Origin of the sequence: Larkinella insperata (genome assembly GCF_026248825.1) — a bacterium.
In the GTDB taxonomy this organism is placed as follows: domain Bacteria; phylum Bacteroidota; class Bacteroidia; order Cytophagales; family Spirosomataceae; genus Larkinella; species Larkinella insperata.
On the sequence record NZ_CP110973.1, the window covers coordinates 4255944 to 4269849 of the forward strand.

The 13906-nt window shown below is 54.7% G+C and carries 7 protein-coding genes; 3 read left to right on the top strand and 4 right to left on the bottom strand.

The features are described 5' to 3' along the window. Positions 1-109: 109 nt before the first annotated feature. The 4 genes from OQ371_RS17165 to OQ371_RS17180 form a co-directional block, all read right to left on the bottom strand. The gene (locus OQ371_RS17165) at positions 110-1840 is read right to left on the bottom strand and encodes a RagB/SusD family nutrient uptake outer membrane protein (RefSeq protein ID WP_265989408.1); all 1731 of its coding nucleotides are present in this window, start codon (positions 1838-1840) and stop codon (positions 110-112) included. 22 nt (positions 1841-1862) lie between these two features. After that, positions 1863-5465, bottom strand: coding sequence for a TonB-dependent receptor (locus OQ371_RS17170; protein WP_265989409.1), 3603 nt, complete (start codon positions 5463-5465; stop codon positions 1863-1865). A 204-nt stretch (positions 5466-5669) separates the two neighbouring features. Further along, positions 5670-6698 carry a FecR family protein gene (locus OQ371_RS17175; protein WP_265989410.1) on the bottom strand — a complete coding sequence of 343 codons (1029 nt, stop codon included), beginning with the start codon at positions 6696-6698 and terminating at the stop codon, positions 5670-5672. Between the two features lie 68 nt (positions 6699-6766). Then, positions 6767-7351: an RNA polymerase sigma factor gene (locus OQ371_RS17180; RefSeq protein WP_265989411.1), complete on the bottom strand. Its 585-nt coding sequence runs from the start codon at positions 7349-7351 to the stop codon at positions 6767-6769. Between the two features lie 358 nt (positions 7352-7709). Between OQ371_RS17180 and OQ371_RS17185 the strand changes: the two genes are divergently transcribed. From OQ371_RS17185 to OQ371_RS17195, 3 genes are all read left to right on the top strand, one after another. Further along, entirely contained in the window at positions 7710-8564 is an 855-nt protein-coding gene (locus OQ371_RS17185) for a hypothetical protein (RefSeq protein ID WP_265989412.1), read from the top strand. A 102-nt stretch (positions 8565-8666) separates the two neighbouring features. Next, entirely contained in the window at positions 8667-10424 is a 1758-nt protein-coding gene (locus OQ371_RS17190) for a phospho-sugar mutase (protein ID WP_265989413.1), read from the top strand. Positions 10425-10638: 214 nt separating this feature from the next. Continuing rightward, on the top strand, positions 10639-13896 hold the full coding sequence (locus tag OQ371_RS17195; protein WP_265989414.1) for a SusC/RagA family TonB-linked outer membrane protein: 3258 nt from the start codon (positions 10639-10641) through the stop codon (positions 13894-13896). Positions 13897-13906 lie beyond the last annotated feature (10 nt).

Genomic DNA, 13906 nt, shown 5'->3' on the forward strand with positions numbered 1-13906 from the left:
GCAGAACCAATCCCGCCGGGGTTGAGCTGGATACCCTCGTGTGGGGCTTGGGACGGCCCCGGATGCCATCCGGGGCCGTCCAGCGTCAATCCTTGCCGGGGTGTTTGGTTTATTCCCAGTTTGGGTTTTGGGTTAAGTTCGGATTCAATAGGCGCTCCTGCTTCGGGATGGGGTAGAGGTAATCCCGGGCTTCGTTGAACTTCTTGTTGATGTGCCCGTTGACCACGATGTTGCCCCCTTTGTTGCCGTTCTCGAGCAGAATTTCGCTGCCCAGTTTCAGGAGTTGAGCGCCCGATACGGTTGGTTTGGTTCCTTCATAAATGACCAGGTCAACCTTGCCGTTCTTGTCCAGGTCGTAGCTGCCGGGTCCGGGGAAATACATCCCTTTGTAAGTTTTGGTCAGCAACTGGCCTTCTTTCCAGCGGATGATATCGTCCCAGCGAAAGAAGTTTTCCATCACCAGTTCGACGCGCCGTTCCCGCCGGATCTCCAGAATTACCCCAGTATTGGGGCCGCTCAACTGGGTGTACTGCTGCGCCTGGTAGGGGTCCGGGTTGGCGTTAGCCGCGGCCATGTTGATGGTGGGCATTCCCACCCGGTCGCGGGTCAGTTTGGTGGAAAGATCCAGATCGGCCTGCGTCAACGTACCCCGTTCGGCTTTGGCTTCCGCGTAGTTGAGCAGTACTTCGGCGTACCGGAAAATCGGCATGTCGGTGATGTCTTTGTTGAACGTATCCCATTTGGGGGCGGAAACAAACTTGATCAGTTGGTAGCCGGTCACCGTCGCGCCGAATTCCGGCACCAGCGGAGTGGTTTCCCCAATGCGGGTGTACCCCGGCGTGCGGATGGTCTGCGACAGGCGCGGGTCGCGGTTCTGAACTTCCTCCGCGAACTGCATGGTTTCGTAACCCTTGATGTCCGTAAAGCGGGTTCCGTCGGCCATCAGGTAGCTGTTGACCAGTTTCTTTTCCAGCCCCGGCTTGCCGTACGAAGCCGTCATGGTGTAGTAGTTCAGGTTGTGGTAAACCTGCAGCTCGTCGCTGAAATCGCGGGCCAGAATCACCTCGTCGGCAATGGCGTTGTCGGACGAAAACAGCTTGAGGTAAGCCGTCGTCGGGGTGGCTTTGTAGATCGTGTAGCCGCTGTTTTTCATTAAGTCCTCGGAGGCCGCAATGCTTTCATCGAGGAATTTATCCGCGTTCGGCAGGCTGAACTCTTTATGGTATTTCCGAAACGTTCCTTCGTAAAGGGCAATGCGGGATTTCAGGGCCAGGGCGGTCCACTTGGTCACGGTGTTGAGTTGCCGGGACGCATCCAGGTTGGCGATGGCGTAATTGATGTCGGCCATGACCGAATCCATCACCATCGTTCGCGGATCGCGCGCCTTGGTCAGCATGTCCTGGTCGGTTATCTCAATCGTGTGTGAATACCAGGGCACGTCGCCAAACCGTTTGACCACGCCAAAGTAAAAATGCGCCCGAAAGAACCGCGCCAGCCCGTTGTACTTGGCCACGGCTTTTTTATCCGGACATTTACTGGAGTTCGCCAGAAAGTAATTGATGTTACGCAGGTTGCTCCAACTCCAGCCGCCCCCGCTGGTGGGCACAATCCGCGTGCCCTGCAACTCATCGCGCAGGCTGTTTTTGACGACATTATCCACATCTTCGTTGTACACGTCCTCGGCCGAGGGCAGGGCGTTGTAAAACGAATTGGTGTAAAGCAACAGGTCATTTTCGGTGTTGAAAAACGTCTCGGGCGAGATGGCATCCTGCGGCAGCAAATCCATGTCACAGGAAGCCAGGCCGAGACAAATAGCAAGGAAGCTTATGATTTTTTTCATGAAAATACGGAGTAAAATCGGTTTAAAACGTGATGTTTAGGCCCGCCGAAAGGGTTTTGGACAGCGGGTAGGTCCGTCCATTGGTGCCATCGCCATCCAGTTGTTCCGGGTCAATGTATTTGGTTCTTAGCGGGGTGAAGGTGAGCAGATTTTCGCCACTCATGTAAATGCGGGCGTAGGGAATCCGGATTTTTTTGGTCAGGGTCTGCGGAAGCGTGTACCCAACTACCAGGTTTTTCAGCCGGAGGTACCCAATGTTCTGGATATACCGGTCGTTGGGCGAGTTGAGGTCTCCACCGCCGTTCAGGGCCGTATAGCCCCGCAGAACCGGGAAGTAAGCATCCGGATTTTCGGGCGTCCAAACGTCATCTTCAAAATGTTCCGGAATGAACGAGTAATACGGGCGGGAGTAGGGCCCCCAGAACTTATCGGCATTGGGGCCCGGGTACCAGTTACGACGCAAGATGCCCTGAGTCAACAGCGAAACATCGAACCCGTTCCAGGACGCCCCCAGATTAATACCGTACCGGTAGCGCGGACGGCTGTTTCCGATGATGCTCAGATCGCCGTGGTCGGCCAGCGTATTCGCGCCCTGGTCGATTTTGCCGTTGCCGTCCAGATCGATAAACTTCAGGTCGCCCGCCCGCAACTTACTCCATTCACCGGGAGCACTCAACCGCTGCCGGTTTACCAGGGTCTGATCGACGGTATAGGCCTGGGCCTCTTCATCGGTTTTGAAGTAGCCGTCAATTGAATAGCCCCAGATCTCGCCGATAACTTGCCCGACGTAGCGGCTCGACAGAATTTTGTTTGGGTTGTCGAATTTGGTAATGGTCGATTTGGAATCCGACAGGATAAAAGAGGCATTGTAAGAGAGCGTTTTACCCGCCACTTTGAATTGATCCCGCCAGCCCAATGACAACTCAAAGCCTTTCGTACGCAAATCACCGGCGTTCTGGGTTGGCACCGTTGCGCCGTAGACGGCGGGCAGCACCTGACCCGGTATGAGCATGTCCGTGGTGTTCCGGATGTAAGCATCCAGCGAGAAGTTCAGGCGGTTTTTCAGCAGATCGGCATCCAGACCCAGGTTGGAAGTCGTGGCTTTTTCCCAGGTCAGATTCGGTGAAATGGGATTGGGACTATCGACGTAATACAGTTTCTGGCCGTTATTGATCCAGCTTGACTGCGCCGTTGGCATGATCGACACATAAGGATAAAAGCTGGACGAGTTCGTATTGGAAGGCAACTGATTGCCCAGCGTTCCGTACGACGCCCGGATTTTCAAATTGTTGACTACGTTCCGGACCGGCTCAAAAAAGTTTTCTTCGCTGATCCGCCAGCCTGCCGATACGGAGGGGAAGAACCCGTACCGCCGACCTTCGCCGAACCGGGAAGTTCCGTCATACCGTCCATTAACTTCCAGCAAATACTTGCCGACGTAATCGTAGTTCAAACGGAAAAAGGCCCCAAACAGGGAATACCGGTAAGAACCGCCCCCCGACAACTGCTCACCCGTTCCCAGTTCCAGTTCATTCAGGCTTTCGGAAAGCAGGTTTTTCCGGGCACCAAACAACCGCTGGTGCTTCTTCGACTCGTAGTTAATCCCGGCCGTTGCCGACACGTAATGTTTCCCGAATGTGTGGTTATACGACGAGTACACGTTTGTAACGTGCATGGGGTCGAACCACATGGTTTGCCGGTACTGATCGGTATTGTAATTGGGCACCGTAGTCAGAATGCCGGGCTGAATCGAGTACTGCGCCACGGCCGACCGGTACCAGTCGTCGGCGATGTAAAACGAGTACGAGTGGTTGGCCACCAGGTTCCAGGTCTTGGTGAAGTCGACCGTCACGGAGTTGATCGTGGTTAGCTCATGCACGCCTTTTTTTCCGCCCGCAACGCCTTTCAGCAGGTTCGCAAACAAACCGTCACCGATGGAGTAATTGTTTTTCAGGGTATTATACGTAGCGGTTCCGTCCGGGTTCAATGGTGCATAGGCCGGTAACGCGTGGACCGTGATGGCCGTAAAATTGGCATTGGCGCCCCCTTCCAGACCGGGGTAGGTGTATCTGGAATCAAAATACTGCGTGTTGTTGCTCACCCGCAGCCAGGGCGTCAACTGGGCGTTGATTTTGCTGCGCAGGGTATACGACGTGAACTTATCGGTATTGGTGCGCATGATTCCCTCTTTTTCGTAAATCGACCCCGACAGATAATAATTGATTTTGTCGGTTCCGCCGGACAGATTGAGGTTGTGCTGGCGGGAGGGCTGCGTCATGTTGAAGAGCGTGTTCCACCAGTCGTAGTTCCCGTAGTAATTGTAAATATCCTTGCCGTTGACGTTTTTAACGACGACCCACGGCCGGGCCGGGTTTTCGGTTTTGTCGTACCGGCGCGCTTCCAGTTCCTTATAATCTTCTTCCGTATACCGGGTGTAGGTGTTGCCCGTTGCCCGCACAAACGCTTCGTCGTTCAGCCGCACGTGCTCGTACCCATTCGTCAGAAAGTCGGTGCTCACCGTGGGAGTCGACCAGCCGAAATTGTTGCTGTAAGCGACGGTGGTTTTCCCGTTCTTGGCGGTTTTCGTGGTAATCAGCACCACCCCGAAAGCCCCGCGCGCGCCGTAGATGGCCGAAGCCGCGGCATCTTTCAGGACCGATACCGACTCCACGTCGTTCGGGTTGATGCGGTTGATGTCGCCCGGCACTCCGTCGATCAGCACCAGCGGACCACCACCGTTGATGGAGGTTTCGCCCCGCACGTTCAGGCTCCCGCCCTGACCCGGCTGCCCGGTGCTGAACGTGATGTTCAGGTTTGGAATCATCCCCTGCAGAATCTGTGACATGTTGTTCAGGGGACGGTTTTCCAGGTCTTTGGCCTGCACCTGGGAAACGGCTCCCGTCAGGTTTACTTTTTTCTGGGTCCCGTAACCAACCACCACCAGCTCTTCCAGACTTTTGCTGTCGGGGTTCAGGGTGACGTTGACCGCCGTGCGATTGCCGACCGTTACTTCCTGCGAGGTGTAGCCGACGAAGCTGAAAATCAGGACGGACGATGCGTTCGGGACCGTCAGTTCGTAGTTGCCGCTGCCGTCGGTGGTGGTGCCCCGCGTCGTTCCTTTCAGGACGACGGTTACACCCGCCAGCGGTTCGTTCTGGCCATCCGCAGCCCGCACGGTTCCCTTCAGGCGGATTTCCTGCCGGGCCAGGTAGGTATCCATCTTTTCGGCCAGATTCGGCAGCAGGGTTTCCGGCTTAAAGCCCTTTTCGCGGGCCAGCACAATCTGCTCGTTGATGACTTTGTACGTAATCCCCCGGGGCATCAGCAATTGATCCAGAATCCGGGACAGCTTCTGATTCCGGACATTAATGGAAACCGCATCCCGGAGCGATACCCGGCTGCTGTAAACAAACTTCGTATTGGCTTTTTCCTGGATTTGATCCAGTGCTTCCTTGAGCGTGACATTCGTAAGCTGGAGCGTCATATCCTTACTCAGGACCGACTGTGCCGCCGTTTCCCGGCCGTAACTGATGCCGGTCAGGAGGAGGGCAAGTATCCAGTGAAGTAATCCGATACGCATGATTTTTCGCCAGTCGACCGACTGGTTTGGGATAAAAATTTGCATAATTTTGATTGTCTGATGGTTAGCGCTGTTGGATAAATTGGCCTTTTTGCTTCGGTGGCACGAAGCGGAAAGGCAACCCGTTGAGGCCGGGGGTGGTGGCACACTCCCGGTTTTTCGGGCTTATGGCGGGGGCGGATACATGTCGGGCATACAGATGAGTTATGGTTGAGAATTGATCGGGAATAGGCAAAAATCGGTTCGCCGTTAGTCGCAGGGCAGGCCGTCCAGGGTAACTACTTTACCGGAGAGTGTATACGTTGCTTCCAGTGCCGTGCAAAGCATTTCCATGATAAAAGGCAGCGGCTGCTCTTCGAAATCGGCGTTGACGAGGCAGGTTGCCAGTTTCGGATTGGTGAACCGGATCCGGATGTCAAACCGTTTTTCCAGCTGCCGGACAACCTGGTCCAGCGGAGCGTTTTCAAACACGACCGTCACCGGCTCGTAGATTTGTTTTTTGTTCTGCACCGGCGTGGGGGAGTAGGTCAGCCGCCGGGATGCGGTTTCAAACGTGGCCTGCTGCTGGGGTTTCAGAATCACCTGCTGCTCCTTCTGCTGCGGGTCGGGGGCGCTCACCTGAACCCGTCCGGTCACCACCGAAATCTTGAAAACCGTGTGGCTCTCCGGAGCTTTGACGTTGAAACTGGTGCCCAGCACTTTAATCTGCATTTCCCCGCTTTGAATCAGGAACGGTTGGGCGGGGTTCTTTTTCACCTCAAAAAAACCTTCGCCGGAAAAGGTAACCAGCCGTTTGGCTTTGTCGAATTGCTTGGGATACGTAATGGCCGCGCCGGAATGCATCCAGACCGTGCTGTTGTCGGGAAGAAGATGCTTCACCAGGCGGGGTTTCTGGTTAACGAAATGCACCAGATCGGCCGGATTGCTTTTCGGTTGTTGAACCGCGACCGGGGCCGGTTCGGTGAGCGAACGGTTTGAATCCGTGGCGTACCGGGATGCAAAATAAAGGCCGATGACCAAGGCGACGGAGGCCGCCAGCCCGGTTATCCAGCCCCACGGTAAGGTTCGGCGCAACGGTTTTTCGTCGGCCCAGATCCCGCGCTGAATGTGGCGAAAGGTTTCGTCCTGCAGGTGGTCCTGCGCGGATTCGGGCAGAGAGTCAAGGTAATCCGGATTGCCCGAAAGCGACGCGTACCAGGCTTCCACCAGTTCCTTTTCCTGGTCGGTGCACTCGTTCCGCAGGTACTTATCCAGTAAGTGGGGAGAGATTTTCAGCATGTTTAGGAATGTTTCAACTCCTAAGTCGCGCGCCGGAAAGGCAACCCTTAGCCGGTTGTAAAAAAAGTTTAAAAAAGCGAAACGAGGAGCAGGGCGTAGACGAAATGTTCTTTCAGGTACTGTTTCAGCAGGCGCAGGGCTTTGGTGATGTGCTGTTCAACCGTCTTTTCGGAGATCGCCAGTTGCAGGGCAATTTCCCGGTTGGAATGTCCTTGCCGGCTCAGGACAAACACTTCCTTGCATTTCTGGGGCAACCGGTGCAGCCCCTGTTCGTACCGGTGCTGCAAATCCGCGGTCAGAATCGGCTGGTCGGTCAGCGCGCTAGAATCGCTTGCCTGGATTTCCCACTGGTTGTAGTGATACTGGCGGGTAAACTCTTTTCGGTAGTGTGAAATAATCAGGTTTTTGGCGCTGGCAAACAGGTACGACCGGCAAGACTGGATGGTGCTGCGGTGGCGCTGCTGCCAGAGGGTAACAAACAGTTCCTGGATGATTTCCTGGGCAACAAACTGATCGTTTACCTTGCTGAAGGCATAGTTGAACAAGAGCCGGAAATACCGGGAATAAAGTTCCGCAAAGGCGAACTCGTCGTTGCTTTCGCCAATCGACCTCAGGATGTCTTCGTCGGAACAGGTGCTATAACGTGAGTTCATACCCTGAATGTCCTACGTCATTTACGGGATTAGACAGACTTTTTTGCAAAATTCGGGCTCTTTTTCGTTTGATCGCTCAATTGCTCATTAAGGAATCGCGCACTTTTCAGCCACATAATAACAAAAAATTAACACAAAATTTAGACTCTGCCAAACCCGGGCTTCCCGGCAGCCTGTCCAAACGGGGTACGTACCCGATCACGGAATACGTTAAAATTACGGCTAATTTTTGAGTCTGCCAGGTCGATTTTACCCACTAAAAGATAGCTTTGCACGGAATTTCTACTCTTCCATCATTCAGATTAACGATTTAGCTTCTGGTTCGTTGATGGAGAAGAAATAGGACAGAAGCCATTTTATGAAGTTTTGGAAGTCTACGAAAGCGTATTTACAAACCGCGCACTACCTCAGTCTGGATGTGGTGGCGGGTGCGGTATTTTCGCACGTCATGGTGGCCCGCCTGCCGGATGGGCGTCGGCCCGTGGACTGGGCGACCACGGTTTTGCTGGGAATCTGCGTATTCATCATTTATACCGCTGACCGCCTGTACGACGTGCGCAAGGGCTTGACTTCCAGCGCATCGTTGACCCCCCGCCACCGGTTTCACGCCGAACATAACCGGGTACTAATTCGGGTTCTGCTGGGGCTGGTGGTGGTTTGCGTCATCCTGCTCTTCTGGCTGCCCAGAAGCGTAATCTGGTTCGGAACGGTACTGGCGCTGGTTTCGGGAGCTTACGTCTGGGGTGTTTCGCGCCTGCCGGAGTCGAACCGAAAGCTGGTCTGGAAAGAACCCGCCGTCACCTTACTTTATACGGTAGGGGTCTGGGGCAGTTCATGGGCGCAGAAACCAACCATCGGCTGGTCGGAAATCGGGCTGGGGATTCTGTTTTTGATTGTTGTTTTTCAAAACCTGCTGCTGTTTTCGGTCATGGAAGCGCAGGAATTTCCAGACAACTCGTTTTCGCTGGCCACCCTCTGGGGCTTCGAGCGGAGCGACGTGGTGCTGCGGACCTTTACGGTGGTTGTGACGGTTTTGGCGCTGGTTATCTTTTTTCTGGCCGAAGACCGGTTTGCGCAGCGGGCCGCCATCATTGAAGGATTGATGAGCGCGGTTTTGTACGCCATTCAGCGCTACCCGAAGTCGTTTTTGACCAACGAACGCTACCGCTGGATCGGCGACGGCGTATTTTGGCTTCCGGTTTTGATTCTTTGACCCCGTTTCCAACAATTTGCGGCCCGAAAAGCTTTTACCAAAAGGATTTGACTCCTTCATTAAGAACTGTAAATTGGCAGCCGATTCTAACTTCTATTCCATATGACAACTGCATTTGATTCTGCAACGCAAGCTACCATCGACCAATGGCTCAACGGCAATTACGACGCTGAGACAAAAGCCGAAATCCAGAAATTACTGGACAACGGTGAAACAACAGAATTGACGGATTCTTTCTATAGAAGTTTGGAATTTGGTACGGGTGGTCTGCGCGGGGTCATTGGCGTGGGTTCCAACCGCATGAACCGCTACACCGTTGGCGCAGCTACGCAGGGGCTGGCCAACTACCTGAATGCCGCTTTCCCGGAACAACAAATTAAAGTAGCCATCGCGCACGACAGCCGCCGGATGAGCCCGGAGTTTGCCCGGATTGTGGCCGATATTTTCTCGGCCAACGGTATTGAAGTTTATCTGTTCAGTTCGCTGCGCCCGACGCCCGAACTGTCCTTTGCCATCCGCCAGCTGGGCTGCCAGAGCGGTATTGTCGTAACGGCTTCTCACAACCCGCCGGAATACAACGGCTACAAGGCTTACTGGAGCGATGGCGGTCAGGTGGTGGCGCCCCACGACAAAAACATCATCACCGAAGTCAATAAAATTACCTCCATCGACGAAGTGAAATTTGAGGGCGTGCCCGAGAAAATCCACCTGATCGACGAGGAAATTGACAGCGTGTACGTTGAGCGGATCAAGTCGAACTCGATCAATCCGGACGTGATTGCGCGCCAGAAAGACCTCAACATTGTTTATACGCCCATCCACGGCACCGGCATTACCCTGGTTCCGCGCGTGCTGGAAGCGCTCGGTTTCACCAACGTGAACATCGTAGAGGAGCAGGCCAAACCCGACGGTAATTTTCCGACCGTCAAATCGCCCAACCCCGAGGAGCGGGATGCCATGCGGCTGGCCCTCGAAAAAGCCGAAGCGCTGAACGCCGACTTGATCATGGCAACGGACCCCGACGCCGACCGCGTGGGGTCGGGCGCCCGCAACCACCACGGCGAATTTGAACTGCTGAACGGTAACCAGATGGCCAGTCTGATCATCTACTACCTGTTGCAGGCCTGGCAGGACGCCGGCAAACTGACGGGCAAGGAGTTTGTGGCCAAAACCATCGTGACCACCGACCTCATCGACAAGATGTGCGAGCAGTACGGGGTGTCGTGCTACAACACGCTGACCGGTTTTAAATACATCGCGCAGATCATTCGCGAACTGGAAGGCCAGCAGCAGTTTATCGGCGGGGGCGAAGAAAGCTACGGGTACCTGATCGGCGATTTCGTCCGCGACAAAGACGCCATTGCTTCCTGCGCCATGATTGCCGAGCTGACGGCCTACGCCAAAGACAAAGGGCTGAGCCTGTTTGATTTGCTGATGGAGATGTACCAGAAATTCGGGTTCTACTACGAAGGGCTGATCTCGCTGACCAAAAAAGGTAAATCCGGGGCCGAAGAAATTCAGCAGATGATGGCCGACTTCCGGGCCAATCCGCCGAAGCAAATCGCGGGTTCGGAAGTGATCCGGGTGGACGACTACAAAGCCCTGGAACGGACCGACCTGAAAACCGGAGAGAAAACCGCCATCGAAGCGGGCAAGATGGGGATCGAAGCCTCAAACGTCTTGCAGTTCTTCACCGCCGACGGCAGCAAGGTTTCCGCCCGCCCGTCCGGTACCGAACCGAAAATCAAGTTTTACGTCAGCGTCAACGAACCACTGGCCAGCAAAGAAGATTTCGACGCGGTTTACGACAAGCTGAAACAAAAAGTGCAGTCTGTCATGACCGATTTGAACTTGCAATAGGTTGTTAAAATCCTATCGCTGCATCATTCCAAGAACAACGACCGGGGCCATGTCCCGGTTTTTTTATATCCCTTCTTCAAAGATTGAAAAGTTGTTAAAATTCCGCTTGGTTATTACTTGAATTTTTGCTGGAAAAAACTTTATTTTCGTAAGCTTTCACGGCCTACAGTACAACAGGAAGTATCCTTTTTACTAACCAATTACCATCTCTATTATGCAACACAATTACCCTCGGCCGCTGCGCGTCTGCGCAGTGGTGGCTTTGGCGTGGTTCCTCACAATTGCTGCCTGGGCGCAGGATCGGAAGGTTAACGGCCTCATCACGGACGGCAGCGACAATAATCCGCTTCCCGGCGCCAACGTCGTTGTCAAAGGAACCACCATCGGGGCTTCTACCGATGCCAACGGACGATTCACCCTGAATGTCCCCACCGGACGTGACGTACTGACCATCTCGGCCATCGGTTTTGCCGGGCAGGAAGTCACCATCGGAAACCGTTCCGAAATTACTATTACCCTCCAAACCGACATTAAAACCCTTTCCGAAGTGGTGGTGACGGGCTACGGCGCGCAGTCGAAAAAAGACATAACCGGGGCCGTTGCGACCGTGGATACCAAGCAGTTACTGTCGGTTCCGGCCACCAACGTCGGTCAGGCCTTGCAGGGGCGCGTAGCGGGCGTACAGGTCGGAAACGAAAATTCACCGGGCGGGGGCGTCATGGTCCGGATTCGCGGGTTTGGCACGATCAACGACAACTCTCCGCTGTACGTGATCGACGGAACGCCCACCAAAGGTAATCTCAACACGCTGAATCTAAACGATATCGAGTCGCTTCAGGTCCTGAAGGATGCGTCGGCGGCTTCGATTTACGGATCGCGGGCCGGCAATGGAGTCGTGATCATTACCACCAAAAAAGGAAAGATCGGTAAGCCCCGGTTTTCGTACGACGTATACTATGGCACGCAACGGCCCGGCAAGTTCCTCAACATGCTGAACACCAACGAATACGCGCAGCTGGTCTGGGAGTCCCGGCGAAACTCCGGGGCGGTGGCGGCCAACGGCAACCCGTTGCATTCGCAGTTTGGCAACGGTCCGGAGCCTGTTATTCCGGACTATATTTTCCCCAGCGCGGCTTCGGCGAACGATCCGCGGGTGGCGCAGGATGCCAGCGGGAAGTACATTAATTACTCCAACAACATTGATGCCGCCGACTTCAACAAAACGAAGTGGCTGATTACCAAAGCCAACAAGGAAGGCACCAACTGGTTTGACGAAATTTTCGATCCGGCACCGATTCAGAATCACCAGCTTGGCGTGTCGGGCGGAACCGAAACCGGGCGGTATGCCATGTCGCTGAACTACTTCAACCAGCAGGGAATCATGAAGTACACGGGCTACAAACGGTATTCACTGCGGGCCAATACCGAATTTACGGTCACCAAACGAGTCCGGGTGGGGCAGAACTTTCAGGTAGCGTATGGCGAGCGGATCGGCCAGCCAAACGGCAACAGCAACGAAAGCAACCCGATTTCGTTTGCGTACCGGATTCAACCGATTATTCCGGTGTTCGACGTAACGGGTTATTACGCCGGGGCCCGCGGGGGCGACTTGGACAACGCCCGGAACCCGGTGGCCGACCTGTGGCGAAATAAGGATAACATTCAGAAGGAAGTCCGGCTGTTTGGCAACGCCTACGCCGAGGTGGACATTCTGAAAAACCTGACGGCCCGCACCAGTTTCGGGATCGACTACAACCTTTTTAACTTCAAAAACTACACGCTGCGCGACATTGAATCGCCCGAGTCGAGGGGTTCCAACAGCCTGCAGACGAGCAACAACTACGAGTGGACCTGGACGTGGTACAACACGTTGACCTACAACCGGGCGTTTGGGGAGCGCCACCGGCTGAACCTGATTGTGGGAACGGAAGCCATCAAGAATTACTACGAATTCTTTGACGCCACCCGGACTAATTTCGCCATTGATGACCTCGATAACCGGTATCTGAGCGCCGGAACGGGCATACAGACCAACAACGGCGGGGCCTCCAACTGGCGGCTGGCATCGGAGTTTGCCCGGGCCAACTACGCCCTTGACGATAAATACCTCCTCGACGTGACGATCCGGCGCGACCGTTCATCCCGGTTTGCGCGGGATTTCCGGGTGGCTTACTTCCCGGCAGTGAGCGCGGGCTGGCGGCTGTCGCAGGAAGCGTTCATGAAGTCGCTGACGTGGATCGACGACGCTAAAATCCGGATTGGCTGGGGGCAAACCGGTAACCAGGAAATCGGGAATTACAACCCGTATACCCAGTTCAGTACCAACCCCATTACGTCGTTTTACGACATCAACGGTACCCGCACGTCGGCCGTGCCGGGCTACGAGCTGACGCAGTTCGGAAACGCCAACGCCAAGTGGGAAACCACCACCAGCACCAACATTGGTCTGGATGCTACCCTGCTGAAAAACAAGCTAAACGTCGGTTTCGACTGGTACACCCGCACGACCTCCGACATGCTATTTCCGGTGCAGATTCCGCTGACACAGGGGGTGGCAACGGCGCCGTTTCAGAACATTGGAGAAATGCGCAACCGGGGGATCGACCTGATGCTGAACTACAACGGCAAACTGGCCGGCGGTCTGACGTATAATGTTGGTTTGAACCTGGGCACGTACCGCAATGAAGTCATCCGAACCACCGGCGATCCGAGAACCCAGTATTTCGGCATCAACGACGAACGGATTCAGAATTTTGTGGTCACGCAGCAGGGCTACCCGATTTCGTCCTTCTTCGGCTACACCATCGACGGTATTTTCCAGTCGGATGAAGAAGCGGCCAACCATCCCGTGCAGTTTGGCAATGCGGGCGTTGAAAACAAGGCCGGACGGTTTAAATTCCGGGATGTCAACGGCGACGGTGTGGTAAATTCGGGCGATCTGAGCATCATCGGCAACCCGCACCCCAACTTCAACTACGGGGTGAACGTAAACCTGAATTACAAGAATTTTGGTCTGACGGTTTTTGGGCAGGGCGTACAGGGAAACGACATTTTCAATTACGTGAAGTACTGGACGGATTTCCCGACGTTTGCGGGTAACCGCAGCACCCGGATGCTGTACGACTCCTGGCGGCCGGGTAAAACCGACGCCATTCTGCCCCAGCTCCGGTCGAGCGATCAGGTGAGCATTCTGCCCTCGACCTACTACCTGGAAAGCGGTTCTTACTTCCGTTTCAAAAACATTCAGCTGACCTATTCGCTGCCCGCCAAATTGTTGTCGAAACTGGGCATGGGTCAGGCGTCGGTGTACGTGCAGGGACAGAATCTGGTGACCATTACCAACTATTCGGGCATGGACCCCGAAATCAACCTGCGGAACTACGCGGCCGGTAATGATCGCCAGATCGGGGTGGACGGTGGTGCGTATCCCATCGCCAAATCCCTGATACTGGGCCTGAACCTGAGTTTTTAACCAATCAAGA

Coding starts and splice junctions, on each gene's coding strand:
- OQ371_RS17170 (WP_265989409.1), bottom strand. CDS start 5,465: ATGCAAATTTTTATCCCAAACCAGTCGGTCGACTGGCGAAAAATCATG.
- OQ371_RS17195 (WP_265989414.1), top strand. CDS start 10,639: ATGCAACACAATTACCCTCGGCCGCTGCGCGTCTGCGCAGTGGTGGCT.
- OQ371_RS17165 (WP_265989408.1), bottom strand. CDS start 1,840: ATGAAAAAAATCATAAGCTTCCTTGCTATTTGTCTCGGCCTGGCTTCC.
- OQ371_RS17185 (WP_265989412.1), top strand. CDS start 7,710: ATGAAGTTTTGGAAGTCTACGAAAGCGTATTTACAAACCGCGCACTAC.
- OQ371_RS17180 (WP_265989411.1), bottom strand. CDS start 7,351: ATGAACTCACGTTATAGCACCTGTTCCGACGAAGACATCCTGAGGTCG.
- OQ371_RS17190 (WP_265989413.1), top strand. CDS start 8,667: ATGACAACTGCATTTGATTCTGCAACGCAAGCTACCATCGACCAATGG.
- OQ371_RS17175 (WP_265989410.1), bottom strand. CDS start 6,698: ATGCTGAAAATCTCTCCCCACTTACTGGATAAGTACCTGCGGAACGAG.